This is a genomic window from Nocardia acididurans, assembly GCF_016741815.1.
Classification (GTDB): domain Bacteria; phylum Actinomycetota; class Actinomycetes; order Mycobacteriales; family Mycobacteriaceae; genus Nocardia; species Nocardia acididurans.
The window spans coordinates 253,492-279,940 of sequence record NZ_JAERRJ010000008.1 but is presented as its reverse complement, the minus strand read 5'-3'; the positions used below and the strand labels follow the sequence as shown (position 1 = coordinate 279,940).

Genomic DNA, 26,449 nt, shown 5'->3' with positions numbered 1-26,449 from the left:
AGCCACCACGCCTGTCGGGTATCGATCACCATGTCACTGTAACAACCCGGTGCCGCGCCCGTCGTCTCGATTGCGCTGCGACCTCGCTCACCGCGACCGCCACAAAGAATGTGGGCGGCCGGGAATGCCGATCATGAACCGGATGTTGGCTGCACACATGGTGACGACACAGCAATTGGGACAATTCGGTGTTTGGCAGGGTTATTCGGCATTCACCCCGGAATCGGTCCGCGAGCTCGAGCAGCTCGGCTACGGCACGGTGTGGCTGGGCGCGTCGCCCGCCGCGGAGTGGGAGGGCTACGAGCAACTGCTGGCCGGATCGGACACCATCACCGTCGCCACCAGCATCGTGAACGTGTGGGCCACCCCCGCCGAGCGTGCCGCCGAGACCTACCATCGCCTCGACGACAAGTTCCCCGGCCGTTTTCTGCTCGGCATCGGCGCGGGCCACCGTGAGAACGACGCCGACTACACCAAACCCTATGACGCCCTGGTGAACTACCTCGACGCCCTCGATGCCGCGGAGGTGCCCAAGCAGGGTCGCGCCTTGGCCGCGCTCGGTCCGCGCGTGGCGAAACTGGCCGGTGACCGAACTGCCGGTCCGCTGCCCTACCTGACCGTCCCCGAGCACACCGCGAGCGTGCGCGAACTGCTCGGCCCCGACACCACCCTGGCCGTCGAGCACAAGGTCGTCTTCGACACCGACGCCGAGCGCGCCCGCGCCACCGCCCGCCAGACCCTGGGCTTCTACCTGGGATTGACCAACTACACCAGCAACCTGCGCCGCTTCGGTTTCGGCGACGGGGATTTGACCGCCCCCGGCAGCGACCGCTTCGTCGACGCCGTCGCCGCGCACGGCACCGTCGAGCAGATCGCCGACCAGCTCGTCGCGCACCTGAAGGCGGGCGCGAACCATGTGGCCCCGCAGATCCTCGGCGCCGATCCGCTGCCCGCCCTGCGCGCCCTGGCCCCGGTCCTGGCCGAACGCCTCGGATAGCCCGCGCCGGAAACCGGACAACCCACGCCGGATCCGCGAAAGGTCTCGGCGGTGAGCGAATTCGCTTGCCGCCGAGACCTTGTCGTCGATTGCGCCCCGGTCAGCGGGCGCGCAGCATCCGTCCCGCCGCCTCCACCGCCGGACCCGAGGAGTTGGCGTCGTAGACGAACACCGCGAACGCCAGATCGCCGTCGATGCCCACGAACCAGCCGTGCGCATGCGTGTCGTCGATGAATTCCGCGGTGCCGGTCTTGCCCAGCAACCCCGGAATATCGCGCAGCGCGGTCGCCGTACCGTCGGTAACCGTTTCCCGCATCATGGTTTTCACCTGATCGGCGATCCCGGCCGGCAGCGCCGGGGGAGTGCGATCGGCCTTGCCGGGCTGTCCGGCCACGATCGCCGGAGCCTGCACCGACCCGTGCGCCAGGGTCGCCGCCACCAACGCCATCCCGAACGGGGACGCGGTCACCTTGCCCTGCCCGATGGCCTCCTCCACCCGCAGTGCGGCGGTGTCGGCGGCGGGGACGCTGCCGGTGACCGTGGTGAGACCCGGTGTCACATAGTCGATTCCCAAGCCCAGCTGTGCGGCCGCGTTCGGTAGCGCGTCGGCGGGCAGGTTCACCGCGAGCCGTCCCATGGTGGTGTTGCAGGACCGCGCGAACGCCGTGTGCAGCGGCACACTACCGAGGTCGAAGTTGTTGTCGTTGGGGATGCGCCGCCCCTCGATATCGGCCACCCCCGGGCAGGACACGATCGAATCCGGGGTGACCGTCCCGGCCTGCAAGGCCGCCGACACCGTCACCGTCTTGAAGGTCGATCCCGGCGGATACAGTCCGGTCAACGCGATCGGCCCCTGCGCGTCGGCGGCCGAATTCTGGGCCATCGCCACCACATTCCCGGTCGACGGCGTGATCGCGACGATCGCCGCCGCCTGCGGGATCGGCGCCAGCGCCGCCTCGGCGGCCTGCTGCAGGCCCACGTCGAGGGTGGTGCGAATCTCGGTGGTGGGCGCGGGATCGCGGCCCGCGACGCGTTCGGTCCCGTTCGCCGTCTGCGCGCGCACCGCCCATCCGGCCGCCGCGTCGGCCTGCTGCTGCCACAGCTCCGAGAGCCCCGACAGCGTCGGTGAGGCCAGCGCCTTGTCGGTGGTCAACAGCCGGGTCTGCGCCGACAGCGTCACCTTCGGCAGCGCTTCGAGCTGCGCCTGGATCGGCGCGATATCGCTCTGCCGCAACGAGATCGCCGTAATCGACTTGCCTTGCGCGGCAGCCAGATCCGCGGACAGTGACGCCGCGGTGATCCCCGGCGCGAGCGGTGCGAGCAGTCCGGCCACCGCGGCGGTATCGGCTCCCGGGGCCAGGTTCACCAGGGTCACCACCTGCTGCCCCATCAGTTCCGCACCGGCGCTGTCGAGGATCCGCGCCGGATCCGGGTACGTCACGCTGTAGGTGAGCGGTCCCGCGTTCAAGCCCGGTGCGACGGTCGCCGGATCCCAGCCCACCTTCCACCCGTCGTCGGTTTCCGTGGCCTTTCCGGTGGTGGTGTAGGACCATTCGTTCGTGCCGTCGCGGCCCAGTTTCCAGGTGGCGGCCAGGGTGAAGGTGCCCGCGTCCTTGTCCACCTTCTGCACGGTGAAGTGCGCGTCCTTGCCCAGGCCGTCGTACACCGTGGCGAGGGTCGCCGCAGCCTGCGCCGGATCGGTGGTCACCGCCGCGGCGGCGGCGGGGTCGTCGTTGTTGAGCGCGTCGGCGAAGCTGTTCGCCACATCGGTCATCCGCTCGGTGGTCGTGTCGCCGCCGAGCCCGCACCCGGTCACGGTGACGGTGGAGACGGCGAACAGGGCGAGGAGTCTCGTGGGTGTACGCACCCGCCCGACCCTACCGTTCGGAAATACCCCGGTCCGGGACGCGCGGCCCGGACCCCTAGCGCAGCAGTTTCAGCAGTTGCCGGTAGGCGCTGCGGGTTTGGTGGGTGAGTTTGATCCAGGTGATCGGGCCACCGGCGGCCAGGTGCGGGTCGTAGGGGATCTCGGTGACCGCCCGCACGAAATTGCCGAGGTAGGTGCGCACGTGGGCGGCGACGCCGGGGCCGTCGCTGCGATGCTGGCGGGTGATCACGATGACCGATTCGGCCAGGTGGTATTGGCTGTAGTTGTCGTCGAGCCACATCAGCGCGGGTTTGAGCCGGTTCACCGCGTCCGCGCGGGCGGCCAGCGTGATCACCAGGCCGACGCGCGGATCCGAGAGCAGCGGGCCGAGCAGCCGATTGGACACCGGGGAGCCGCCGTCGTAGATGGGCAGGCAGCCCGCCGCCCACAGATCGCGCTGCACCGAGGTGAAACTCTCCCGGCGCGGCAGCGCTTCGGGTCCGCGCGGCAGCACACCGAACCCGGCGCGGTTCTCCCCGCAGCTGTCGAGCACCGAGGGCGCCAGGCCGCGCGGGGACAGGTTGAGCCAGGACTGCACGGTGCCCGCGGCGTCGATGGTGTCGCAGCCGCGCCGGGCCAGGTCGCCGCCGGTGGCGCTGGCGTCCACCACGATCGGGGAGCGTTCCCCGTATTCGGTGGCGGCGGCCGCGGCGATGCCGAGTGCGGTGGAGGTGGCGCCCGCACCGCCGGAACTGCCCACCACCAGCACCGGTGGCACTTCGGCGCGCAGCAGGAATCCGTCACCGCGATGCAGTGGGATGACATCGGTGGGCGCGCCGGGCGGGGCGGGACGCAGCAGCAGGGACAGATCGGTCGGGGTGGAGGACAGCTCGGCCGGATGGTCGGGCATGTCGTGCTTGTGATCGAACACGCGAGATTCCTTGAGTGCGAAGGGCATTCGGTGCTACGGAAGCGGGTTCGATGGCCAACCACATCGCCGTTGAGGTTGTTGATCCATCGCGGAAGCGCCGACGGCGCGCTGAAGATCCACGACTGCTCTGCTGACCGGCCCCCTGGTAGCGGAATCAAGAAAGTGTGCCGTGCAATGCCTTTGGAAATCGGAGCATCAGAATAACGTGATCTTGACAAGCACGGGGCGTAATAGAAAGGAGGTTGCTCCACTCTTTACCGGAGGATGCTCAGTCCCCGGTGTTCTTGCGCGCCTTGCTGGGCTGCACCCGCGGCGGCTCATTGGGCATTTTCGGATACACCGGCGGCCAGGGCGCGTCCTGCAGACCGGCGGCCATATCCTTGGCCGACATGTCGAGCAGCGCCGAAATATCTTGCGGCGCACGGTCACTCCACGGGTCGCCGAGCGCGCGCACCCGCTCCGGCACGGTGGCGATGGTCAGCTCGTCGGGCACGATCTCGGCCAGCGCGTCCCAGGAAATGGGGGTGGACACCTGTGCGCCCACCTTCGGGCGCACACACCACGCGCCGAAAACTGTTTTGTGCGGGGCATTCTGATTGAAATCGACGAAAACCCGCGACCCGCGCTCCTCTTTCCACCAGGCCGCGGTGATCTGCTCGGGATGGCGGCGTTCGAGTTCGCGCGCCAGCGCCACCGCCGCGTCACGCACCTGATAGCCGTCCCACTTCGGTTGCAGCAGCACGTAGATGTGCAGGCCGCGCGACCCGGAGGTCTTCACCCGCGCGTCGATCCCGAGCTCGCCGCACAGCTCGTGCACGCGCACCGCGGCCGCGCGCAGATCCTCGAAGGTGACCCCGGGCGAGGGATCCAGATCGATGCGCAGTTCATCGGTGACCCCGGTGGGCGGCAGCAGTTCGCCCGCCGCGTCGTACACCAGCGGCGAATCCGGCGGCTGCGGGGCGTCGGCGTGCGTGGGCCAGACGTGAAAACCCAAGCAGCCCAGATTCACCGCCCACAGAATATGTGCCATATCCGCGGCCACCAGCGCATCGCTGACGGTGCCGTTGGGGGTGGACACCTCGGTGGTCTGCAACCAGTCCGGCACCGATTTCGGCACCCGTTTCTGGAACCAGGATTTGCCGCTCGCCCCGTCAGGATAGCGTTCCAGCAGCACCGGCCGATCCCGGATGGTGTTCATGATCTGATCCGACACCGCGAGGTAGTAGTCGACCAGATCCTTCTTGGTCTCCTCGCGTTTGCTGAAGTAGATCTTGTCCGGATTGGAGATGGTGACGGTGCGTCCGTCCACCTCGAGTTCCAGCGCTGCGCTCATTGTCGGGCCTCGGCGAAGATGTCGGCGAGTTCGGCGGGTGCGACCTCGTCGAGCTGGGCGTAGGTGCAGGATTCCGGAGTGCGGTCGCTGCGGAAACGCACCAGGCGCCCGCCGTGCCGCAATCGTCCTCCCATGACATGTTCATACCGCACCTCGGCGACAAGTTCGGTGCGCAGCGGCTCCCACGACAGGTCCTTGCCGCCGGTCCAGCGGCTCACCCCGCCCGGCATCTTGCCTTCGTTCTTGGCCTGCGCCGCCGCGTCCGCCCACTCGCGCCACGGATGATTCGCCAAGGCGTCGGCGCGCAACGGTTCCAGTTCGGTCACCAGTTCCTTGCGCCGTTTGGCGGTGAAACTGCTGGCCACCCCGACATGATTGAGCCGGCCGTTCTCGTCGAAGAGCCCCAGCAGCAGGGAGCCGACCCCTTCGCCGTCCTTGTGCCAGCGGAACCCGGCCACCACACAGTCGGCGGTGCGCTCGTGCTTGATCTTCAACATGACCCGCTTGTCCTGCAGGTAGGGCAGATCCGCAGCCTTGGCCATCACCCCGTCGAATCCGGCGCCCTCGAACCGGGTGAACCAGTCCTGCGCGGTGTCCGGATCGTCGGTCAACGGGGTCAGATGCGTGCGCGAGAGGCTGCCGTCGAGGACCGTCTCGAGCAGTCGCCGCCGCTGCGCGAACGGCTCCTCGGTCAGATCCCGGTCCCCGAGCGCGAGCAGATCGAACCCGACGAACGAGGCCGGGGTCTCCACCGCCAGCTTGTTCACCCGCGACGCCGCCGGATGCAGTCGCTGCTGCAGCGTGTCGAAGTCCAGGCCGTTCTCGGTGACGACCACGATCTCGCCGTCGACCACGCATCTGTCCGGCAGCGCCTTGCCCAGTAGTTCCACCAATTCGGGGAAGTACCGGGTCAAGGGCCTGTCGTTGCGGGATCCGAGTTCGATCTCGTCGCCGTCGCGGAACACGATGCAGCGGAACCCGTCCCATTTCGGCTCGTAGAGCAGTCCCGCCTCGCGGGGCAGCGTCGACACCGATTTCGCCAGCATCGGTTTGACCGGCGGCATCACGGGCAGATCCATCCGACCTCCTCGGTTCGTAGGCTCACCCGAGAAGATCGTAATCCGAACCGGTCAGTTTTCGATCCAGCCGTGCTGATCCGCGAAGGCGGTCAGCCGATCGCGGATGGTCAGGATCTCGCCGGCCGTGAGCGCGGGGGAGGCGTCGAGCAGCAGTTCGGTGATGAGCCGCTTGTGCTCGGACGCCGTCAACTGCCCCGCGCCGGTGCGCTCCTTGGTCTTGTTGTGCCGCACCGGCGCGGCGGCCACCGGGCCGACCAACGCCAGGTTGATCGCCTTGGGCCCCCGATCACCCTCGGTCACATCGAATTCGAACACTCGCCCCTGCCGCAGCTCGTCCTCGTCCAGCCCGATGTCGTTGACGTGGACGAACACGTCCGGCCCACCGTCTTCCGGACGAATGAAACCGAAACCCCGAGAGCTGTCGAACGACACCAATTTCCCGATGGACACCTAAACACCCGCTCCTCGTCGCCGCGTCCCTCTGCGGTAACTCTAGTCCGCAGGATGATCATTGTTGGAAGAAAGTGCCTTTTGCAACGAATTGAAGACGGTGAGGCCCTGCCCGACCATGCCGTTCACCAGTTCGCTGACGCCATCGGGCCCGTTGAGCACAGTCAGATTGGCATTCGACAGCCCCGTTGCGGCCTGGCGCACGATCTCCGGAAGTTGTTCGATCAGAAGCTGATCCAGGGCGATGCGGTTGTTGGACGCGGCCGCCTCGGCCTGGATGCGGGTGCGGTCGGCTTCGGCCTCGGCCAGGATGCGCACCCGTTCCGCTTCGGCCACAGCGGGTTTCACCACTTCGGCCTGCAACTGCTGTTCGCGCAGCTCGGCCTGCTTGCGCGCCTGCTCGGCCTGGGCGGTCAGCACCTCCTGCAGGGCGACGGCCTGGGCGAGCGGACCGGCCTGCGCCGCTTGGGCATTGGCGGAATCGATATCGCGCTGATACTGCGCGCGCAGGATGGCGGTCTGCCGCGTGTACTCGGCCTGCTTGCGCACCGACTCCTGTTCGGCCTCGGCGGCCAGCTGCGCGGCGGCGGCCTGGGCGATCTTGGCGTCGCGCTGCACGGCGGCATTGTGCGGGGCGGCCAGGGCGGTGATGTAGCCGAGGTTGCCGTCGTCGATGGACTGGATCTGGAAGGAGTCCACCCACAACCCGATATTGCTCATCTCGACCTTGGAGGCCACCAGCACCTCGTCGGCCAGCTTCTGGCGTTCACGGATGATCTCCTCGACCGTCATCGAGCCCACGATCGAGCGCAGATGGCCGGAGAAGATGCGCCCGGTCAGCACCGACATCTCGCGTTCCTGCTCCGACAGGAACCGTTGCGCCGCATTGACGATGGACACGGTGTCGTTGGCGACCTTGAACGCGATGACCGCGCGCACATCCAGCTGGATGGCCTGCTTGGTGACGCAGCGTTCGCCGATCTCGGCCTCGAACATGGCCAGCGACAGATACCGCACCTTGCGGAAGAACGGCATCACCCAGGCCCCGCGCCCGATGACCACCCGAAACGGTGCGTCGTCCTTGACCTTGGCGCCGCTGACCAGCATCGCCTCGTCCGGATCCGGCACGTGATAACCCAACACGTCTGACTCCCCTCGATGGTGGGGGATCTCCACCGACCTCCGGTGGAGATGTCCCCCGACTGTCAATCGCCGGGAAGGGGCACCCACGCAACAACATCCACGCGCCGTCCGGGATGCACGCCCACCACGAGCACCGCGGCGCCGGCGGGCAGGGCTTCCTCGGATTGCGCGATGTAGAGCTCGGTTCCCCCTCGAATGGCGATCAGGACCTCTCCCAGCGTTCCCGCGCCGCGGATCGGTGAGGTGAGCGTACCGGTCATTCCCAGTACCGGGTCGGGCATCGCGATAGTCCTTCGGTTCACGGTGAAAGGCCAGCGTACGTGTGACATCTCGCGGCGATCATGTCGATCCTCGACTTGAATCCTCCCCCGCTGAAACGCGGAGGATTCCTGGCTCATGCTGCCTGACCGCTCGGCGAGTGATCAGGGCTGACACAATCAACGCCAACAGGGACGAAACCAGCCCTGACCAGCATTACCCCGGCGGAGTTCTTATCCCTGGCGGATATGAGACCGCATTCGGCGCAGGTGTAGGTACGTTCTGACAGCGGGAGACGATGCTTGGCTCTTGCACCGCATGCCCGGCAATCCATTGTGGTGTATGCCGCGTGTACGAGTACGACCTTTCTGCCATGCTTGCGCGCCATTTCCAACAACGCGGTCTTCGTCGCGCCGATCGCCGCATCCGAGGCTGCTCGTGCCATCGTCGTCTGGCTGAGGAACTTCGGGCGGAAGTCTTCTACCGCGATCTGGTCGAAATCTCGTACAACTGCCTTCGCCCACTTGCGGGCTGTGTCCTGGCGTTGGTTGGCGAGCCTTCTGTACAGGATCGCAGTTCGGCGTTTCGCATGCTTGTAAGCTCGCGAACCCTGCTGGCCGCGTTTCGGTTTCCGCCGGGCCATCCGTCGCTGAGAACCCTTGAGCTTCAAGGCGGCGGACTTCCCGTACCGTGGATGGGGCAAATCATGGGCATCGCTGGTCGTAGTGGCGATCTCCTTCACTCCCCAGTCGATGCCGATCGATGTTCCCGTAGTAGGAAGCGGCTCCGAGGTAGCGGGGACGACGAAGCTGGCATACCAGTGTCCAACGCTGCCACGGTAGACACGGACGCTCGACGGAACATCCGGCAGTTCTCGTGACCACACCGGCCGGACCACGATTCCACCCGCAAGATGCAGGCGGCCCTGCTTGATCCGGAACCCACGCCGTGTGTAATTGAGGGTTGGTTCAGTGCGATCCTTCTTCTTGAAACGGGGCATGCCGGTTCGACGATGCTGGGACACACGGTTTTTGAGATCTTTCAAAGCCTTTGCACGGGATCTGCCGAAGTCGCGGATGATCTGCTGCTGCGGCACGGACGCGCCCTCTCGCAGCCAGTCTCGTTCGGCGCGCCAGCCGGTAAGCCTCTTGTCCAGTAGGGCGGCGCCGATTGGCTGTCCCGCCTGGTGTGCTGTGCGCGATTCGGCCACGCATTGATTCCATACCCAACGGCAGCGGTCTGATTCCGTGAGCAACTTACGTTCGGCAGCGCTCGAGAGCCGCAGGCGATAGGTATATCGCACTCGACCGACTCCCTCGTCATCGCACACGCGTTCGATGCTAGGTCATGTTTGCTCGCCCGGAAGCCATTTCTGCGCATTCAACAGTCGAATCCCTTGGCATCCCAACCGCTTCAGTGGTGCTGACCAACCTGCTCGACAACCGGCCTCTGGCCAATCCGGCCATCGCCTCGAACTACGACCCAGCGCTCGGAGAGAAACTCGAGGCCGAGATGCCCTGCAAACCGGATTCGACCAGGCCGCACAGGCTTTCGCGCACACCTACTGGGTGCCGGTTGCCCTGCTCGTCGCCACCCTGATACCGGCGTTCTTCCTGCCGCGCACCAAACCGGCCAGCCCGGAAACCGTGGAGGCGTCGACGATCGTCGCGCACTGAGCACGCGCAGGGCACGTACGGGGCCGGGGCGGCTGAACCCGCCGCCCGGCCCTCGGTGTTCTCCCGGCCAGGATCCCCGGTGTTCTCCCGGCTAGGACATCGACAGGGTCGGGTCCGCGGTGATGCGGCCGGAATCGGTGTCGTAGTCGTACAACTCGCTGTAGCGGCCCCAGTCGATCGCCAGCTCCAGCTGCCGGCGCGCATCCTCGGCGGAGAAACCGCGCCGCAGCAGATCCAGCACGAAATCGGCGCGCACACTGCCGTCCGAGGAGCCGATCACCGCCGAGCAGATGGTGCGCACCAGCGGCGCGCGCCGCCGCGCCTGGGTCGCGAAAACGTTCTTGCTGGTGCGGATGTCGGCGGTGGTGAACCGTGACCCCACATTCGTCATGATCACGTCACCGGAGTCGACCAGCAGGAAACCCAGCATCGCGGCGGCATCCACGAGCGGCATCAGGTCGTCGAGCTCGAAGTTGAGTTCATCGGCGACCTCCGGCAGATCCGCGCGGCCGCTGTTGGCGTAGACCAGCTCGAGCAGACCCGCGATCCCGCCCACCGAGGCATCGGGCAGGGGAGTGGTGAACGGGGTGCCCGAATCCGGTTCGGCGGGAACGGTTTCCGCGTCACGGCCGGTGAGCAGCCCGTAGATCTGGTCGACCAGCGCGGCGAACCCGGGCGCCCGGCGGTTGCGCGGGCGCGGCTGATCCACCCGCACCTCGGCGATGATGTGGCCCGGATTCGCGCCCAGCACCACCACGCGGTCGGCCAGCTGCACCGCCTCCTCGATATTGTGGGTCACGATGCACACGCAGCGGGTCGGGAAATCCGGTGTGTCCCACAGGTTCACCAGTTCGGTGCGCAGGTTCTCCGCGGTCAGCACATCCAGCGCCGAGAACGGCTCGTCCATCAGCAGCAGATCCGGTTCCAGCACCAGGGCGCGCGCGAAACCCACCCGCTGGCGCATGCCGCCGGACAGCTCCTTGGGATAGGCGGTCTCGAAACCGTCGAGGCCGATGCGGTCGATGGCCTCGAGCGCGCGCCGGCGGCGGGCCTGCGGAGTCACCCCGCGCGCGGCCAGCCCCAGTTCCACATTGTCCTGCACGGTCAGCCACGGCATCAGCGCGAAGGACTGGAACACCAGGCCCGCACCGGGATTGGTGCCGGTCAACGGTGCGCCGCGATACCGGACCTGCCCCGAGGTGGGCGCCAGCAGTCCGGCGATGGTGCGCAGCAGCGTCGACTTGCCCGACCCGGAGCGGCCCAGCAGCGCCACGATCTCGCCGTCGCGCAATTGCAGATTCACATGGTCGAGCACATGCAGGCGTTCGCCGCCCGCTCCGGTGAACGCCATGCCGACATCGTCGATATCGATGAGGACCTCGCCGGTGGTCATGCGTCCTCCTAGAGTGAGTAGCGGCGTTGCGCCAGCGTGTAGAGCCGACGCCAGAACAGGCGGTTGAAGCCGACGACATAGGCGCTCATGACGAGCACGCCGACCAGGATCTTCGGGGCGTCACCGGCGGCGGTGGCGTCGGTGATGTAGGCGCCCAGACCGCTCGCGGTGAGCGTGGTGTCCCCGAACTCCACGACCTCGGCCACGATCGAGGCATTCCACGCGCCACCGGCCGCGGTGATCGCGCCGGTGACATAGCTGGGGAAGACGGCGGGCAGGATCAGCTTGCGCCACCACAGATTTCGCGGCAGCCGCAGGCTCGCCGACGCCTCGCGCAGATCATTGGGCACCGCCGCCGCGCCCGCGATCACATTGAACAGGATGTACCACTGCGCGCCCAGCGCCATCAGCAGGATCGAGGCCCACTGCAGGCTCGCGCCCGTCGCCACCAGCACCGCCGTCACCAGCGGGAACAGGAAGTTGGCCGGAAAACTGGCCAGCACCTGCACGATCGGCTGCGCGAGGCGCGACACGCGCGGATTCAACCCGATCCACACGCCGACGGGCACCCAGATCAGCGTGGCGAAGATCAGCAGCACGATCACGCGCACCAGGGTGAGCACGCCGAGGAACGCCGCATGCGCGAACTCCGCGAGCCCGACGGTGTCCGCGACATAACGCAGCATGAACAACACGCCCGCCGCCAGCGCCACCGCCACGACCGTCGTGAACACGACATCGGCGGCGCGCCTGCGGGATTCGGGCACATACAGTCGATGCTCGGCCAGCCCGAACACGCTCATCGCCCGGTCGATCGGATGCACCAGCGGCCCGAACACGCGCGCCAGCAGACCCGGAATATGGGAGCGGCGCAGCAGGTCCAGCACCAGACTGCGTGGGGCGTCGGCGGATTCGGAATCCTCGACCCGGAAACGCTCCGCCCACACCGTGATCGGCCGCCAGAACAGCACGTTCAACCCCACCACCACGATCACCATGGTGACGATGGCCGCCAGCACCTTGCCGGTATCCGATTCGGCGGCCGCGCTGGCCACATACGAGCCGATCCCGGGCAGCGCGTACTCGCGATTGCTGACGCTGATGGCTTCCGACGCGGTCAGGAAGAACCAGCCGCCGCCGAAGCTCATCATCGCGTTCCACACCAGCGGGAACATGCCCGAGGGCACATCCACGCGCCAGAACCGTTGCCAGCGTGACAATCTCAGATTCCGGGCCGCCTCGTCGAGTTCGCGCGGCTGCGACACCAGACTGTGGTGGAAGGCGAAGGCCATATTCCAGGCCTGCGAGGTGAAGATGGCGAAGATCGACGCGCACTCCAGCCCCAGCGACGAGCCCGGGAACAGGGCGATGAACCCGGCCACCGTCACCGACAGGAAACCCAGGATCGGCACCGACTGCAGAATGTCGAGCGCGGGCAGCATGACCTTCTCCGCGCGCGGCAACCGTGCGGCCGCCGTCGCGAATACGAACGTGAACAGGATCGACAGGCCCAGCGCCAGGAACATGCGCAGCAGCGACCGCGCCGCATAGTAGGGCAGCTGCGCCGGATCGGTGTCGATACTCGACGGCGCCGCCGACTCGTCGAACGGCACGTCCATGCCCGCCGACACCCGCACCACGATCCAGATCAGCACCGCCGCGCCCAGGAACACCGCCACGTCGGCCCAGCGTGAGCGCGGCCGATCCAGCACGCCCCGCGACGGATAACCCCGCAGCGCGGTCACGTATCGGCCTCCGTCGGCGTCACCGTCCGCCAGCCGACACTGGTCACCGACGGTTCCAGGCTCAACCGGCTCACCGCCGACTCCATCTGCCGGTCGTCGCGCCGATACCCGGTCAGCTCCGCGCGCACCTGCACCTTGCCCTGGTCGGTGTCGTGACTCGACACCGACACCAGCCGGAAGTCGGTGCGGCTCAACGCCTGCACCAGCAGCGCCCGCACATGCGCCTCGTGTGCGTCGTCGGTGGTGGCGGTGAAGGCGTAGAGCGCCTCGTGCTCGGTCACCCCGTCCTCGAGCGGGCGATCCACCGCCCGCGCCGCGGTCCGCAACGCCGTGTTCACCACGACCACCACCACGGTGCCCGCCGCCGCGGTGGAGAACATTCCCGCACCCGCCAGCGACCCCACCGCGGCCGAACACCACAGCGTCGCCGCGGTATTCAACCCGCGAATATTGAACCCGTCGCGCAGGATCACACCCGCGCCCAGGAACCCGATTCCCGAAACAATCTGTGCCGCCACCCGAGTCGGATCGGCGTCACCGCCACTGAACCCGTGCGCCGACAGCAGCACGAACAGCGTCGCACCGGCCGCGACGAGCGCATTCGTCCGCAGCCCGGCCATCCGCGCCCGGTACTGCCGCTCGAATCCGATCACCGCGCCCAGCCCCACTCCGGCACCCAGCCGAAGCAGCATCTCCCACGTCGTCATGACGCCCTCCCGGTAAAGGTCGGCGCACCAGCAATCCGCACGCTACCGGGATACAAACACCGCGCAGCGCATTGGGGAAGTGTCGCCGAGTGAACGATTGGCTAACGGAACCCTGTCCGGCCGATCCGGCACGACAACCACCTCCAAACCCATCCACGTAAGACCTTCGGCACTCCACGGCGTAACCCGCACCCGCGGGAGCCGGTCGGGGCAACCCCTTAATCCGGGGATGCCTGTCCTGACCATTGGCGTCTCTCGACGTTTCCGGTCGCCGGCCTGTATCCGTGAAGGAGCCTCAGCGAACGACGGCACCTTGCGCCTGCGAGTAAACACCCACCAGCCACCTCGAGGCAAACCACTGTGACCCACCCGATCCACCGCCAGAACCGCCCGTCGAGATCTATCGGTCGTCGATCCCCACCCCGACGACCCGGAATACTCGGACTCGAACTGGACGCGATCGAAGTCGAGCAGGCCCTGCATCTACACAGCTGACGTATCGAGTTCGCGTGTCATCCAGATCGAGTCGCCGCGCTCGGGATCCGGGTCGACCCGCCCGCTGCGGTCGACGATCAGACCGCAGTAGCCGATGAACTCGCCGGTGTCTCGAAGCGCGATGGGAAGCAACCCCAGACCGGGATCGGCATCAAGAGGGTTGGCCACCAACCACTCACGGACTTCCTCGACCGTCGGCCGCCCATCCGCATCGATCCTGCGCAGGGCCCGCACATCGCGCTCGGCCCACAACGCGCGATACGCCTCCGCATCCGAGGGACACCAGCGCCGCAGCCGAAGACGCGGAGTCGACAGACTCGCCGGGAAATCCGAGTACGCAGCCACGCGTCGAACCTATTCGAAACAGGCATCGCCGCGCGTGTAGGGCCAGACTGAATCGATGCACGGCGTGTACAAGAGCTTGCGAAGCCGTCGGGCGATTGAGCAATGGTGCGCGGAAACTATTGCGCGAGCGCCGTTTCCGGTGACGACGTCGGTCCACGAAACCAGCGAGGGCCGGGTGCATCTCACCTCGGCCGGTGCCGGAACTCCGCGCGTGGTTGTCGTACCGGGCACCGGATTCAATGCGGCCGTGGTCCTACCCTGGTTACAGGCATTTTCCAGTCGTTGGCCGACCGCGATCGTGGATCTACCCGGCCAGCCAGGGCTCAGCGATGCGTACCGGCCGCGCCGTTCGCGGCTTCCCTGGTACGGCCGCGTGCTCGATGAACTCCTGGCGACCGCGCCTCGAAGACGTCGTGCTGGTGGGAAATTCATTGGGTGCGGCGGTAACCCTCGCCGCCGGGTCAGCCCGAAACGCAGCCCGCGCCCTGATCTCTCCAGCCGGTTTCATTCGACTCACCGTCGATCCGAAACTTGCTGCGGCATCAGCGATGTGGCTCCTGCGGCCCCTCCCGGCGCGGCTACTGGCCGAGCACGCCGCACTTCCCTGCGTAGTCGGTGTGGGCGAGTACGACCGGTTCCTGCCACCACGCTGACTGGCACCGGCCCTCCGCCGCACAATGCGTATCGATCTGCGGGTTATCGCCGACGGGGCGGGGTGATTGGACAAGAACGCTCGTGCTCGTCCAAGATCGGCACAGTATCGCTTCGAGATCTGCTGCACCAAGGGGGATTCAACTGTGAACCGCGCGCTCATGCCCGTTGTCGCCGTCGCGCTCATCGGAACGCTGGCCGGATGTGGGTCGTCGGCAACGACGGAGTCCGCGAGCCCGTCGGCGACCAGCTCCGTCGTGACCACCACCGCGGATCGGACCACCGGCCTGGGTGTGGCGTCGAAGACCACGTGCGGGGTGTTCATGACCAAGGGGCAGTCCGACAAGGAATCACTCCTGGCTCAGGTGGTCGCGGAGAATCCGAAGTGGGAAGAGGGCCGGCGGATGGGTTCGATGCTGGTCAGCTGGGCGGAGATGAACTGCACCGGCGACGGCAAAGCCGATCAGGCCATCGGTGTGGCGCTCTCGGTCGACCCCTCGACAGCTGTGGACGTCAGCCAGGTTTCGACTATGACGTGTGCGACCTTCCGCACCGTGGACACCGACGATGACACCGGCATCGCGTTGATGCAGCAGCTCATCGCCGAACAACCCCAGGTGGACAAGGCCGGCCCATTCATCACCCTGCTCAGCATGCGCAGGGCGTGCGAGGCCCCGGATGCGGCGAACAGGACGCTCGTCTCGCTGGCCGAATAGGACGCGGGGCGAACTCGGTTCAACGACGCCGCACGGTCAGGTTCGATCGCCGGCGGAGCTGTCGGTGGCGCGCGACCCGTCGGTCGGCACTCTGCGGCTCACCGCCCCGCGCAACTGAGCGCTCAGCCGCGATACATGGAGCGGTAGGCGGCGATGGTCTCCACCAGGTGGTCGACGATCTGGTCGCGGGTGGCGCGCAGGGTGCCGTTGAGCCAGGCCGAGAACATGCCCGCGTTGCCGGATGCCATCGTCACCGCGGCGACACGGCGGCGCACCGGGTCGTCGATGTGGGAGAACAGGTGGTCCTGGATCAGGCGGGTGAAGGCGGGCATGACCGCGATCGTCGTCTGCCCCAGGCCGGTGGAGGAGTAGGGCTCCACCAGGAACAGCCGGGATTTGCGCGGATCCTCGAGCACCTTGGCGACCAGGGCTTCGGACAGGGCGCGGTCGCGGGTGGGGTCGTCGCCGACGGCGAAGGCGGTCATGGGCTCGAGGAACTCGTCGGCGATCTGGCGGTAGAGGACGTCGAGGAGTTCGTCTCGGCTGGAGAAGGATTCGTAGAAGTAGCGGTCGGTGAGATTGGCCTTGCGGCAGACCGCGCGCATGGTGACCGCGCCGGCGCCGGAGTCGCCGATCAGATCCAGGGCCGCGTCGAGCAGCGCGGCGCGGCGCGCCTCACGGCGTTCGGTGAGGGTCGTTCCGCCCCAGATGCGGGGTTCGGCGTCGGAGGGAGGCTGGCCTGTCTGCACCGGGACCAGGGTAGTGCCCGGCGCCGGGTGCGTGCGCACACCGGCACCGGTGGATGGTTACAGGACCACGCAGGCACTGCCCAGATTGATGCCGGTGCCGACATTGATCCAGTCCGAACCCGCGCCGCCGTAGTAGGAATCGGCCCACACCCGGTGCCAGCCGGTGGTGTGCGGGGTCCAGGTGGAGGTGCCGCGGCCGTCGGAGCCGATGGTCACCGTCTGCGGGTTGAAGGTGCCGAAGCCGCCGGTGTCGTAGAGCCAGGCGTGATCGCCGGACCAGCCCTGCACGGTGACGGTGTAGGAGCAGCCCGAACCGTACTGCGAGGTGCCCAGGCCGACCGCGAGGCCGGGGGAGACGTCGACTCTCCACACGAAGGCGGAGGCGTTGGGCGCGGCGAGCACCAGCGCCGCGGCGATGGCGGCCAGGGCGGTGGTGAGAGTGGCGAATGCCGATGTGCGGGACCGGATCATGATGATCATCCCCTCAAGGAATTCCGGTGTGATGGTATGCGCCGAATTCCGGCGCGTACCACCGAGTGTCGGCGTTCAGGGGTAACGACACGCCCGGAACGGACTACTCGTTACGGAAGCCGCCGCGGTTCAGGATCATCCGGAATCGTGAGTAACTCGGCCGCTATCCGAGGAGTTCGTCCACGTAGCACCAGCGCCAGCTCTCGCCCGGCTCCACACTGCGCATCACCGGATGCCCGCTGTGATGGAAGTGCCTGGTGGCGTGATTGCCCACCGATGAATCGCAGCAGGCCACATGCCCGCAGCTCAGGCACATGCGCAGGTGCACCCACACCAGGCCCTCGTCGAGGCATTCGCCGCACGCGTCGGGGGTGTCGGGGGTCCGCACGTGCGGGGCCTCGCGCAGATGTTCGCAGCCGCCGGTCTTGGGCGCGGCCAAGGGTTCTCCGGCGTCGGCGGCCTCCTCGATGCGGTCGATGGTGGACTCCTCCAGATCGAGGGTCGCCATGACCTGCTGCAACACCTCCTGGTCGACGGTGCCCGAATCCCTGACCGCCAGCACGGTTTCGCGTTCGGCGGCCAGCATGGCCAGCCGCAGCCGCCGGTATTCGCCGCTGGGGGTGACGCGCTGGGATTCCGAGCGGCCCAGCAGCTCCCATGCCGAACGCGCCCGGTACTCGACCCGATTGCGCAGCGCCTGCACCACATCCGGCGGCGTCTCCTCGGAGATGTTGTCCTCGAGCGCCTGCAAACCCGCGGAGGTGGCCTGCTGCAACAGGTTTGCCTCCTGCAGCAGATCCTCGCCGTGGCTGGGGCCGCGTAGTTTCAGCGCCCGCACCAGCCAGGGCAGCGAAATACCCTGCAGCAGCAATGTTCCCGCGACCACCACCACGGCGAGCAGGGTCAGGGTGGCGCGTTCGGGTGTGTCCTCGGGCAGCAGCAGGGCCGCCGCGAGCGTCACCACACCGCGCATGCCCGCCCACGACACCACGGCCATATTCGCGGGCGGCGGTTTGGGTTTGCCCTGCCGTTTCCCCTCGAAATGCCAGGCCATATAGGTGGTGGGGAACACCCACAGCGGCCGCACCACGATCACCGTCAGCAGCACCACCGCGCAGGTGAGCAGCAGCCGCCCGTGCGGCAGATCGCTGTGCCAGGCCTCCTCCACGATATGGCGCACCTGCAGGCCGATGAGCAGGAATACCGCGCTCTCGAGGATGAATTGGATTGTGCGCCAATTGGTGTGCTCGGAGATCCGGGATGCCGCGCTCTGCCAGCGCGGCGCTTTGTGCCCGAGGATGAGCCCGCAGGTCACCACCGCGATCACCCCGGAGGCGTGCACCTCCTCGGCGGGCAGGTAGGCGATCCACGGGGCCAGGAACGACACACTGGTATCGAGCATCGGGTCGGTGATGCGCCGTCGCACGAATCCCAGCAGCGCCGCCGCCGCGATGCCGATGACCGCGCCGCCGACGGCGGCGGTGAGGAAGTCGCCGCCCGCCTCCCACATGGTGACGGCTCCCGCCATGGCGGCGATGGCCGTGCGCAGCGTGGTCAGCGCGGTGGCGTCGTTGAACAGCGACTCGCCCTCGAGCAGGGTCACGATGCGTCGCGGCATCCCCACCCGGCGCGCGACCGCCGTGGCCGCCACCGCGTCCGGCGGGGCCACCACCGCGCCGATCGCGACGGCCGCCGAAAACGGCACGGGCAGTAGCCAATACACCACACCGCCCACGGCGAAGGCGGTGAACAGCACCAGCCCGACCGCCATCAGCGTGATCGACACCTTCTTGGGCCGGAAATCCACCAGCGAGGTCCGGATGGCCGTCGTGTACAGCAGTGGCGGCAGCAAACCCAGCAGCACCAGCTCGGGTTCGATATCCACCTCGGGGACGAACGGCAGGTAGGAGGCGATCACCCCCGCCACGGTGAGCACGAATGGCTCACCTATCCCGAATCTGCGGGCCAGCGCCGCCAACGCGACCGCTCCCGCCACCAGCACGACGAGTCCGAAGGCCCAATCCACAAGATCATCGTGCCAGGTCCGCTTCCCGCCACCGCACACCGACTCCGGCGAGCCAGCATCCGAACACGTCCCGCTTCAATACGCATGCTCCGGCGAATCGGTGGTAACTCGGTGGCGAAAGGCCCGACACATCACCGAACGAGAGAGGAGCTTCGCCATGACGACGAGCACTCGTCGCGCCCGCACCACCCTGCGGGGCCTGTCGGCGGCCGTATTCTTCGTGGCCGGCGTGACCGTGGCCGCCGCCCCGGCCTTGGCCGATCCCACCGCGGAGGTCACCATCAACGATCAGCAGGCCCTCGAGGCAGCCCAGCAGGCCCTGCAGGGCGCGTCCGTGCAATCGGTCGAGCTCGAGATGGCCGACGGCACCCCGACCTGGGAGGTGGAAGTGCTGACCCGCACCGGCGACGAATACGAGGTCCAGGTGGACGCCGCCACCGGCATGATCGTCTCGGTCGAGCAGAGCACCGACTGACCCCGGCGGCGCCCGCAGCCACCTTGAATACCGCACCGGCCGAGGACCATCCGCACCCGGACGATCAGCCGAGCTTCCACGCCCCCGCCGCGCTCGCATCGCGCACGTAGTCGGCGAAGTCGATCGGGTCGCGGCCCAGCAGACGGCGGACCGTATCGGTGACGTGGGCGTTGCGGCCGTCGAGCAGGGTCGCGAAGATCTCGATCATCCCGGCGACCTCCGGATCGGGCATGCCGAACTCGGATTTCAGGACCGCGCCGAATTCCTGGCCGCTGACGGGGATGTAGTGGATTTCGCGCCCGGTGGCCGCGGCGATGGCCTGCACGGCATCGCCGAAGCTCAGCAGACGCGGACCGGTGAGGTCATAGGTGTGGCCCGCGTGCCCGTCCTGGGTGAGCGCGAGCACCGCCACGGCGGCCAGATCCTCGGCGTCGACGAAGGGTTCGAGGACCTGTCCGGCCGGAAACGCCAGCGCCCCACCGTGGATCATGTCGGTGAACGCGCCCTCGTCGAAGTTCTGGTTGAACCAGGCCGCCTGCAGCACAGTCCATTCCGCGCCGCTCTCGCGCACCGCCGCCTCGGCGGGCTCGGCCTGGGTTTCCCCGCGCGCCGACAGCAGCACCAGCCGCCGCACCCCGGCCGCCACGGCCTGCGCGCTGAAGGCCCGAATCGTCTCTGCCGCACGGGGATCGCCGATATCGGGGGTGTACATCAGGAAGGCGGCGTCCACACCCTCGAGGACGGCGGACCAGGTGTCGCGGTTGTCCCAGTCGAACGGGAGCTGCGCCGAGCGTGCGCCGATGCGGACGTCGATTCCCTTGGCGGACAGCTCGTTCGCGACGCGACGGCCCACTTTGCCGGTGCCGGCGGTGACGAGGACGGTGACTGCGGTGCGGTTTTCGGTGTTCGTTGTCATGTCTGTAAGTCAACCGTCGCGGGCTCGACCGTGACATCGTCGAAAGCCTCGCCCGCATACGCGTTCGTCTCACCGTCGCGGTGACCCGGGTCTTTCGGTACTGGTCGAATCGCGCGTGGAATGCGTTGACCGACCGGCTGGCGTGCGTGATGGTTGGTCTCCGGAAGGTGACCGCGCGAGTGCGCGGCGCTCGTGGCGGGCGGAGTGGAATCAATGAAGTCGATGCTCGGACCGGTGCGCGTGCTCACCGTGATCGCGCTGCTCGCGGGCTGTGCCGCACTCGCTTTCGGGGCCTTCGCCATGTTCTCCGATCCCTCGGACGCGCCCACCTGCGAAGGAAAGGTGATGCAGCACGGCGACGCGTGCTTCAGCCGCTCCGGCAGCTTCACCTATGAATCGAAACTGGCCGAGCGGCGCGAGGATCACGAGAACGCGGGCAGCACCCTGGCGCTCGGCGGCGTGCTCGTGGTCGCCGGGGGCGGGGGACAGCTGCTGCTGCGGCGGCGTGATCGGTTGATTCGCCGGGCCGGTGCGGGGGCGATCCGGCGGGTGCGCCCCGACGATTCCCGGCCCTCGGCGGCGCGTGCCCTGGCCGAGGCCGGTGCCGAATTGCGAATTCGTATGCGGCCCACCGTCGGAATGGTGATGCTGCTCGTGCTCCCGACCGCCGCGGTGGTGCTCGTCGTACAGGGTCTGCGCAGCGGCGACGGCGGCCTGCTGGTCGTGGCCGGCTACGGCGCGCCTTTCGCCATCGCCTCGGCGGTGTTCGCGGTGCGCGCGCTGCGGCACAGGGTGGGCGGCACGACGATTCTGGTCGCCGACCGGCAGGGCATGCGCGCGCAGGGCTGGCAGCATCACATCGGCTGGGCCACCATTCGCGAGGTCGCGGTGGGTCTGGGCGAGACGGACAGGGGCAGGCTGACGCTGTATGTCACACACGAAAGCCGCACGGACCCCTACCTGATCCCGCTGCCCGCGGGTCTGAACCACGGCTGGACGGATCTGTTCGACTACCTCGCGGTGACGGCCCCGCACATCGTGCTGCTCGACCGTCGCGACCACGACAGCGCCCGGCCCGGCACCGCATAGGGGAAGACCCCGCCTGGCAGACCAGGCGGGGTCCCCGTCCCCCGGGCGAGAGGTTCGCCGGGCTTGCTCCCCTTACTTGCGCAGGGTGCCGTTGTTGATGGTGGTGAAGTACTGCACCGCACCCAGAATCGCGACCGGAGCGGTGACGAAGATCTGACCGATCAGGGTGCCCAGGAAGCCGATCGCGGCCATACCGGCGATGCAGCCGATGACCGCGCCGGGCAGCGCGCCGAACATCGCCGACAGCGCACCGGTCAGACCTGCCATGGTGGCGCCACCGATGATGCAGCCGACACCGGCGCCGACCAGGCCGCCGGTCAGGGTGCCGATGGTGGCGCTCATCGAGATGGTGGAGGTCAGGCGAGACCAGGCGGCCTGCTCACGCTCGTAGTCGGTCTTCCACGGCGCCTGGTCCTCGTAGGGCAGCGCGACCGGCTTGTAGACCGCCTTCTCGGTGGTGAATTCCGGGGTCAGGGTGGCGGTGTTGCCCGCGATGTCCGCGGCGATCGGGAACTCGAAATCGTCCACGCGGAACTTCAGTTCGGTGCCCGCGACGGTGGTGCCGTCGGCGGCCTTGACCTTGAACACACCGTCCTCGACCACCATGGACCCGCCATCGGTGCGGATGATGGTGTGGGTCTCGGTATTGGTCGTGGCGTAGTTGATCACGCCGGTGTCGGTGGCGAACGGGGCCGCGTCCACGACGCCGGCGGTGGTGCACAGCGCGGCGGCGAGCAGCGCGGACGCCGCAGCAGTTTTCCTCATCCTTGTTCTTTCTTCTCATGCGCTGTCCGACTGCCGGACAACGTGTTCGGGGGTCAGAGGTCGAGCACCAGCACCTCGGAGCGCGCGCGGGACACGCACAGCATCATGGTGTCGCCGCGCTCGCGTTCGGCGGCGGTGAGCACCGAGTCGCGGTGGTCGATCTCGCCGGAGACGACCGCGGTTTCGCAGGTGCCGCAGGTGCCCTCCCGGCAGGAGGTGATGACGTCGATTCCGGCGGCGATGAGCACGTCGGCGATCGACCGGCGTTCCCCGACGCGGTAGACGCCGCCGGATCCGGCCAGGCGCACCTCGAACGCACGGTTCGGGGCGGCCGTCACGGTGCGGGGGGTGAAACGTTCGATGTGGACGGTGCAACCCCGTGCGGCACATTCCTTTTCGACCGCGTCCAGCAGTGGTTCGGGTCCGCAGCAGTACACGGCGGCCGCCCCGGCGCTGTCGAGGATCCGCGCGAGCGGCAGCAGCCCGTCACTGTCCTGTGGCAGCAGCGTCACCTCGGGGTGCGCGGCGAGGCGATCGGCGAAGGCCATGTGCGCGCGGGTGCGGCCACCGTAGAACAATCGCCAGCGCGCTCCGGCGGCGCGGGCGGCGGTGATCATCGGCAGTATCGGCGTGATCCCGATCCCGCCCGCCACGAACACGTACTCCGGCGCTGTCACCAGTTCGAAGTTGTTGCGCGGCACAGATACTCGCAGTTCGGAGCCGGGGGTCGCGGCCCGGTGCAGATACGCCGATCCGCCGCGGCCGCCGGGCTGGTGCAGCACCGCGATCCGCCACCGGTCCCGCTCGGCGGGATCACCGCACAGCGAGTACTGCCGGACGCCGGCCGGACCGGCCTCGACATCGATATGCGCGCCCGCGGCCCAGCCGGGCAGCTCCCCGCCGTCGAGTGCGGTGAGCTCCAGCGTGAACACGCCGTCGGCTTCGTCGCGCCGGTTCGCCACGCGCACAGTCAATTCGGTCGTTCCGGTCGTCTGGGTCGTCCTGGGGTCCTGCGCCAACTCGGTCATGTCCGGCACCTCCGCCTGGAAAGTCGAACCGTCGTCGGCATCCACCCTCACCGAGCGGCAACGTTCCCACACGTCGACGACGGCGACTCGATACGACCGATTGACGTTGTCTATCGCCACCCCGCAAACGGATGCGCCCGTCCCAGACTGAGGCCGTCACATCTGTGCCGGGCCACAACGCCCGGCGACCCGACAGCCCGAAGGAGCGAGTGGTGGCACGGCTGTACCTCGACGCGGTGGCCAAGCGATTCGGCGCGACCGATGCGGTGAGCGCCGTGACGCTCGATATCGCCGACGGCGAATTCCTGGTTCTGCTCGGCCCCAGTGGCTGCGGCAAATCCACCCTGCTGCGCCTGATCGCCGGCCTGGAGGAGCCCACCGCCGGGCGAATCCTGCTGGACGGCAACGACATCACCGATGCGCCGCCGCAGCATCGCGATCTGGCCATGGTGTTCCAGAGCTACGCGCTCTACCCGCATCTGACCGTGGCCAAGAACATCGGCTTCCCGCTGCGTTCGCGGCGGCAGCGCCGCGCCGACATCGACGTCAAGGTGCGTGAGGTGGCCTCGACGCTGGAGCCTGGAAGACCTGCTCCCGCAGGACCAGATGACCCTGATCACCGCCCGTCACGCCCGGTACCGCCGCTTCGGTGCGGACAGCCTGCTGCCCACCGTGGCCGGGGCCGACAAGCGTTCCAGCAGAGAGGATGCGCGATGAGCGCTCCGACCAACAACCTCCCGGTCAACGGTGTGGCGACAGCCCATCACGTCACAGAGCTGGTCGCGGTCCTGGCCGACAGCGTGCTCGCCCTGGCGGCTCGCGTCGACCGCGCGCCGCTGTCGGTGCGTGTGGCGGCGGGCGACCTGCAGATCGAGGTGACCTGGCCGCACGGTGAGATCGCACTGTCCGATCTTCATGTCGCGAGCGATGCCCGGGCCAACGGCAGCGGGGCCGCCGCACCCGGTCGAGGGACGACCACACCCCGCACCCTCGCGGAGCCCGCTTCCTCGGCTATCACTCGTCCCGCCGAAAACGGCACTGCCACAACAGTCGAAAACGGCACCGCCACAACAGTGTTGCCCCAGTCGGCGGCCGAGCCCGGCACCTTCGTGCTGTGCGCCGCCACCGTGGGCGTCTTCTACCGTGCCCCCGAGCCCGGCGCGAAACCCTTCGTCGACGAGGGCGACGCGGTGACCCCCGGCCGCCAGGTCGCCATCGTCGAGGCTATGAAGATGATGATCCCCGTCGAAGCCGAACGCGCGGGCCTGGTGGCCGAATTCCTCGTCCCCGACGCGACATCGGTCGAATACGGCCAGCCCCTCATCCTGTTCCGCGAGGCCGACCGGTGATCTCCACAGTCCTGATCGCCAACCGCGGCGAAATCGCCCTGCGCGTCGCCCGCACCTGCCGCGAACTCAGCCTGCGCACAGTAGCCGTCTACACTGCGGTGGACGCCGACAGCGCCGTGGTCCGCTTCGCCGACGAGGCGATCAGCATCGGCTCCGGCCCCGCCAAATCCTCCTACCTGCACATCCCAGCATCATCGAAGCCGCCCGCATGTCCGGCGCCGACGCCATCCACCCCGGCTACGGCTTCCTCTCCGAAGACCCCGATTTCGCCGAAGTCTGTGCCGCGGAAGGCATCACCTTCATCGGCTGCCCCGCCGAGGTGATGGCCGAACTCGGCGACAAATCCCGCGCCCGCGCCCGTATGCTCGACGCCGGCCTCCCCCTGTTCCCCGGCAGCCGCGACCCCATCACCGACCCCGCTGCGGCCGCCGCCTTCGCCACCGAAATCGGCTACCCGGTCATCATCAAAGCCGTAGCGGGCGGCGGCGGCCGAGGCATGTCGATAGTCCGCGACCCCAAAGAGTTCCCCTACGCCTTCGCCCGCACCCGAGCCGCCGCCCTCTCGGTGTTCGGCGACGGCCGCCTCTACGTGGAGCGCTACCTCGAATCCGCCCGCCACGTGGAAATCCAGATCCTCGCCGACCACCACGGCAACGTCATCCACCTGGGCGCCCGCGACTGCTCCCTCCAACGCCGCCACCAGAAACTGGTCGAAGAATCCCCGGCCCCCGCCGTCCCACCTGAAGTCGTCGACGAGATGGGCGCCATGGCGGTCCAGGGCGCCCTGGCCTCCTCCTACATCGGCGCAGGCACCTTCGAATTCCTCCTCGACCCCGCCACCCACGCCTTCTACTTCATGGAAGTCAACTGCCGCCTCCAGGTGGAACACCCGGTCACCGAAATGGTCACCGGCATAGACCTGGTAGCCGAACAACTCCACATAGCGGCAGGCAACCCCCTGACCCACAAACAAGCCGACATAACCCCCACCGGCGTCTCGATGGAATGCCGAATAAACGCCGAGGACCCCACCCGCGAATTCGCCCCCACCCCAGGCGAACTCACCGAATGCACCCTCCCCGGCGGCCCCTTCGTCCGCCTGGACACCCACATCACCCCCGGCTACCGAGTCCCCGCCCTCTACGACTCCCTCCTCGCCAAAGTGATCGTCTGGGCCCCGACCGCGACACCGCCATCGCCCGAATGCGCAGAGCCCTGACCGAACTCCGCATCACCGGCCCCACCGTCACCACCACAGCCGACTTCCTGCACACCCTCCTCGACCACCCCCGCTTCCGCTCCGCCGAACACGACACCGCCATGATCGCCACCCTTACCTGACTCACCCGGGCCAAACAGTGATCACCTCGAGTCGCTTCCCCAACGACTCGGGAACACACCCGCCCTCGAAATGATCCGGGCTGGGCACGATTACAGCCTCAGCCGCGAGCCTGGTCGCCTGATACTTCAAACGGGCGAATGGCGGCCTGCCCGATCGCGGATCGTAAACAACCATCTCGGCGAAGTCATACCCGAGACGGGCAGCTGTGGCCCGGACCTGGGCCTCGTCCCAGAGTTGCGCGATGCCCGATACATCGGTGCGGATATAGCCGAGAGCAGTTGGCTTGTAACGAATCCTCACCGCGTCCGGTTGGCGGTCCTCCTGGTACCCGGTGCCGTAGTGCTCGAAATAGACGCCGGTGTGATCGGACTCGTCGCCGTAGGCGTTGGTCTCCAAGAATCCGCCCGCGAAGGTGAACAGTCTTTTGCTCCAATCCATTTCGAGCCCTGCCTC

24 protein-coding genes, 2 pseudogenes and 1 riboswitch are annotated in these 26,449 nt (G+C 67.8%); of the genes and pseudogenes, 7 read left to right on the top strand and 19 right to left on the bottom strand.

Annotated elements, in window-relative coordinates; all coding sequences use genetic code 11:
• Window positions 1–142 precede the first annotated feature (142 nt).
• Complete coding sequence (locus JK358_RS22295; protein ID WP_232851678.1) at window positions 143–997, top strand: LLM class F420-dependent oxidoreductase; 855 nt, start codon at window positions 143–145, stop codon at window positions 995–997.
• 100 nt (window positions 998–1,097) lie between these two features.
• On the opposite strand, the gene JK358_RS22290 is transcribed toward JK358_RS22295, so the two are convergent.
• From JK358_RS22290 to JK358_RS22235, 12 genes are all read right to left on the bottom strand, one after another.
• On the bottom strand, window positions 1,098–2,864 hold the full coding sequence (locus tag JK358_RS22290) for a penicillin-binding transpeptidase domain-containing protein (protein ID WP_372440696.1): 1,767 nt from the start codon (window positions 2,862–2,864) through the stop codon (window positions 1,098–1,100).
• Window positions 2,865–2,919: 55 nt separating this feature from the next.
• The gene (locus tag JK358_RS22285) at window positions 2,920–3,795 is read right to left on the bottom strand and encodes a hypothetical protein (RefSeq protein ID WP_201949801.1); all 876 of its coding nucleotides are present in this window, start codon (window positions 3,793–3,795) and stop codon (window positions 2,920–2,922) included.
• A 268-nt stretch (window positions 3,796–4,063) separates the two neighbouring features.
• The gene (locus tag JK358_RS22280) at window positions 4,064–5,128 is read right to left on the bottom strand and encodes a DNA polymerase domain-containing protein (RefSeq protein WP_201949799.1); all 1,065 of its coding nucleotides are present in this window, start codon (window positions 5,126–5,128) and stop codon (window positions 4,064–4,066) included.
• On the bottom strand, window positions 5,125–6,207 hold the full coding sequence (locus tag JK358_RS22275; RefSeq protein ID WP_201949798.1) for an ATP-dependent DNA ligase: 1,083 nt from the start codon (window positions 6,205–6,207) through the stop codon (window positions 5,125–5,127). The genes JK358_RS22280 and JK358_RS22275 overlap by 4 nt, the downstream gene beginning before the upstream one ends.
• A gap of 51 nt (window positions 6,208–6,258) precedes the next feature.
• The gene (locus tag JK358_RS22270) at window positions 6,259–6,657 is read right to left on the bottom strand and encodes a cold-shock protein (protein WP_307817672.1); all 399 of its coding nucleotides are present in this window, start codon (window positions 6,655–6,657) and stop codon (window positions 6,259–6,261) included.
• A 42-nt stretch (window positions 6,658–6,699) separates the two neighbouring features.
• Window positions 6,700–7,800, bottom strand: coding sequence for an SPFH domain-containing protein (locus JK358_RS22265; RefSeq protein ID WP_201949797.1), 1,101 nt, complete (start codon window positions 7,798–7,800; stop codon window positions 6,700–6,702).
• Window positions 7,801–7,862: 62 nt separating this feature from the next.
• Entirely contained in the window at window positions 7,863–8,081 is a 219-nt protein-coding gene (locus tag JK358_RS22260) for an NfeD C-terminal domain-containing protein (RefSeq protein ID WP_201949796.1), read from the bottom strand.
• 113 nt (window positions 8,082–8,194) lie between these two features.
• The gene (locus JK358_RS22255; RefSeq protein ID WP_201949795.1) at window positions 8,195–9,361 is read right to left on the bottom strand and encodes an RNA-guided endonuclease InsQ/TnpB family protein; all 1,167 of its coding nucleotides are present in this window, start codon (window positions 9,359–9,361) and stop codon (window positions 8,195–8,197) included.
• 464 nt (window positions 9,362–9,825) lie between these two features.
• On the bottom strand, window positions 9,826–11,127 hold the full coding sequence (locus JK358_RS22250) for an ABC transporter ATP-binding protein (RefSeq protein ID WP_201949793.1): 1,302 nt from the start codon (window positions 11,125–11,127) through the stop codon (window positions 9,826–9,828).
• An 8-nt stretch (window positions 11,128–11,135) separates the two neighbouring features.
• A complete protein-coding gene (locus JK358_RS22245; RefSeq protein WP_201949791.1) occupies window positions 11,136–12,872 on the bottom strand; it encodes an ABC transporter permease in 1,737 nt (578 codons plus the stop codon).
• Window positions 12,869–13,579, bottom strand: coding sequence for an MgtC/SapB family protein (locus tag JK358_RS22240; RefSeq protein WP_201949789.1), 711 nt, complete (start codon window positions 13,577–13,579; stop codon window positions 12,869–12,871). The genes JK358_RS22245 and JK358_RS22240 overlap by 4 nt, the downstream gene beginning before the upstream one ends.
• A gap of 144 nt (window positions 13,580–13,723) precedes the next feature.
• Window positions 13,724–13,893, bottom strand: a riboswitch (M-box (ykoK) riboswitch).
• 169 nt (window positions 13,894–14,062) lie between these two features.
• Window positions 14,063–14,419: a GNAT family N-acetyltransferase gene (locus tag JK358_RS22235; protein WP_201949788.1), complete on the bottom strand. Its 357-nt coding sequence runs from the start codon at window positions 14,417–14,419 to the stop codon at window positions 14,063–14,065.
• 797 nt (window positions 14,420–15,216) lie between these two features.
• Between JK358_RS22235 and JK358_RS22230 the strand changes: the two genes are divergently transcribed.
• On the top strand, window positions 15,217–15,786 hold the full coding sequence (locus JK358_RS22230; protein WP_201949787.1) for a hypothetical protein: 570 nt from the start codon (window positions 15,217–15,219) through the stop codon (window positions 15,784–15,786).
• A gap of 122 nt (window positions 15,787–15,908) precedes the next feature.
• Here the strand turns inward: JK358_RS22230 and JK358_RS22225 are convergent, their stop codons facing one another.
• The 3 genes from JK358_RS22225 to JK358_RS22215 all read right to left on the bottom strand — a co-directional run bounded on the left by JK358_RS22225 (window position 15,909) and on the right by JK358_RS22215 (window position 19,032).
• The gene (locus tag JK358_RS22225) at window positions 15,909–16,535 is read right to left on the bottom strand and encodes a TetR/AcrR family transcriptional regulator (protein WP_201949783.1); all 627 of its coding nucleotides are present in this window, start codon (window positions 16,533–16,535) and stop codon (window positions 15,909–15,911) included.
• A gap of 57 nt (window positions 16,536–16,592) precedes the next feature.
• The gene (locus tag JK358_RS22220; protein ID WP_201949781.1) at window positions 16,593–17,006 is read right to left on the bottom strand and encodes a hypothetical protein; all 414 of its coding nucleotides are present in this window, start codon (window positions 17,004–17,006) and stop codon (window positions 16,593–16,595) included.
• Window positions 17,007–17,169: 163 nt separating this feature from the next.
• Window positions 17,170–19,032, bottom strand: coding sequence for a Na+/H+ antiporter (locus JK358_RS22215; RefSeq protein WP_201949779.1), 1,863 nt, complete (start codon window positions 19,030–19,032; stop codon window positions 17,170–17,172).
• A 157-nt stretch (window positions 19,033–19,189) separates the two neighbouring features.
• Between JK358_RS22215 and JK358_RS22210 the strand changes: the two genes are divergently transcribed.
• On the top strand, window positions 19,190–19,507 hold the full coding sequence (locus tag JK358_RS22210) for a PepSY domain-containing protein (protein ID WP_201949776.1): 318 nt from the start codon (window positions 19,190–19,192) through the stop codon (window positions 19,505–19,507).
• 64 nt (window positions 19,508–19,571) lie between these two features.
• Here the strand turns inward: JK358_RS22210 and JK358_RS22205 are convergent, their stop codons facing one another.
• Window positions 19,572–20,423 carry an NAD(P)H-binding protein gene (locus tag JK358_RS22205; protein ID WP_201949766.1) on the bottom strand — a complete coding sequence of 284 codons (852 nt, stop codon included), beginning with the start codon at window positions 20,421–20,423 and terminating at the stop codon, window positions 19,572–19,574.
• 213 nt (window positions 20,424–20,636) lie between these two features.
• Here JK358_RS22205 and JK358_RS22200 point away from each other — a divergent pair, with 213 nt between their 5' ends.
• Entirely contained in the window at window positions 20,637–21,512 is an 876-nt protein-coding gene (locus JK358_RS22200; RefSeq protein WP_201949747.1) for a hypothetical protein, read from the top strand.
• Window positions 21,513–21,584: 72 nt separating this feature from the next.
• On the opposite strand, the gene JK358_RS22195 is transcribed toward JK358_RS22200, so the two are convergent.
• Both JK358_RS22195 and JK358_RS22190 read right to left on the bottom strand, forming a co-directional pair.
• Window positions 21,585–22,277 (bottom strand): DUF8020 domain-containing protein, encoded by a 693-nt coding sequence (locus JK358_RS22195; RefSeq protein ID WP_201949744.1) that lies wholly within the window; start codon window positions 22,275–22,277, stop codon window positions 21,585–21,587.
• Between the two features lie 53 nt (window positions 22,278–22,330).
• Entirely contained in the window at window positions 22,331–23,305 is a 975-nt protein-coding gene (locus JK358_RS22190) for a PDR/VanB family oxidoreductase (protein WP_201949741.1), read from the bottom strand.
• 131 nt (window positions 23,306–23,436) lie between these two features.
• On the opposite strand from JK358_RS22190, the pseudogene JK358_RS40680 reads away from it, so the two are divergent.
• The 3 genes and pseudogenes from JK358_RS40680 to JK358_RS22180 form a co-directional block, all read left to right on the top strand.
• Window positions 23,437–23,838: pseudogene (locus tag JK358_RS40680) on the top strand (ATP-binding cassette domain-containing protein); the annotation flags it as partial.
• 180 nt (window positions 23,839–24,018) lie between these two features.
• Window positions 24,019–24,654 (top strand): acetyl-CoA carboxylase biotin carboxyl carrier protein, encoded by a 636-nt coding sequence (locus JK358_RS40675; protein ID WP_372440701.1) that lies wholly within the window; start codon window positions 24,019–24,021, stop codon window positions 24,652–24,654.
• Window positions 24,651–25,995: pseudogene (locus JK358_RS22180) on the top strand (acetyl-CoA carboxylase biotin carboxylase subunit). The gene JK358_RS40675 and the pseudogene JK358_RS22180 overlap by 4 nt, the downstream one beginning before the upstream one ends.
• 1 nt (window position 25,996) lies before the next feature.
• Here the strand turns inward: JK358_RS22180 and JK358_RS22175 are convergent.
• Window positions 25,997–26,434, bottom strand: a complete 438-nt coding sequence (locus JK358_RS22175; protein WP_201949737.1) for a hypothetical protein — start codon at window positions 26,432–26,434, stop codon at window positions 25,997–25,999.
• Between the last annotated feature and the right edge of the window lie 15 nt (window positions 26,435–26,449).

What these genes read in the sequence shown, in the direction of transcription:
- JK358_RS22200 (WP_201949747.1), top strand. Translation starts at nt 20,637, where the DNA reads ATGAAGTCGATGCTCGGACCGGTGCGCGTGCTCACCGTGATCGCGCTG.
- JK358_RS22205 (WP_201949766.1), bottom strand. Translation starts at nt 20,423, where the DNA reads ATGACAACGAACACCGAAAACCGCACCGCAGTCACCGTCCTCGTCACC.
- JK358_RS22195 (WP_201949744.1), bottom strand. Translation starts at nt 22,277, where the DNA reads ATGAGGAAAACTGCTGCGGCGTCCGCGCTGCTCGCCGCCGCGCTGTGC.
- JK358_RS22295 (WP_232851678.1), top strand. Translation starts at nt 143, where the DNA reads ATGTTGGCTGCACACATGGTGACGACACAGCAATTGGGACAATTCGGT.
- JK358_RS22220 (WP_201949781.1), bottom strand. Translation starts at nt 17,006, where the DNA reads ATGATCCGGTCCCGCACATCGGCATTCGCCACTCTCACCACCGCCCTG.
- JK358_RS22275 (WP_201949798.1), bottom strand. Translation starts at nt 6,207, where the DNA reads ATGGATCTGCCCGTGATGCCGCCGGTCAAACCGATGCTGGCGAAATCG.
- JK358_RS22250 (WP_201949793.1), bottom strand. Translation starts at nt 11,127, where the DNA reads ATGACCACCGGCGAGGTCCTCATCGATATCGACGATGTCGGCATGGCG.
- JK358_RS22190 (WP_201949741.1), bottom strand. Translation starts at nt 23,305, where the DNA reads ATGACCGAGTTGGCGCAGGACCCCAGGACGACCCAGACGACCGGAACG.
- JK358_RS22175 (WP_201949737.1), bottom strand. Translation starts at nt 26,434, where the DNA reads ATGGATTGGAGCAAAAGACTGTTCACCTTCGCGGGCGGATTCTTGGAG.
- JK358_RS22260 (WP_201949796.1), bottom strand. Translation starts at nt 8,081, where the DNA reads ATGCCCGACCCGGTACTGGGAATGACCGGTACGCTCACCTCACCGATC.
- JK358_RS22240 (WP_201949789.1), bottom strand. Translation starts at nt 13,579, where the DNA reads ATGACGACGTGGGAGATGCTGCTTCGGCTGGGTGCCGGAGTGGGGCTG.
- JK358_RS40675 (WP_372440701.1), top strand. Translation starts at nt 24,019, where the DNA reads ATGAGCGCTCCGACCAACAACCTCCCGGTCAACGGTGTGGCGACAGCC.
- JK358_RS22280 (WP_201949799.1), bottom strand. Translation starts at nt 5,128, where the DNA reads ATGAGCGCAGCGCTGGAACTCGAGGTGGACGGACGCACCGTCACCATC.
- JK358_RS22210 (WP_201949776.1), top strand. Translation starts at nt 19,190, where the DNA reads ATGACGACGAGCACTCGTCGCGCCCGCACCACCCTGCGGGGCCTGTCG.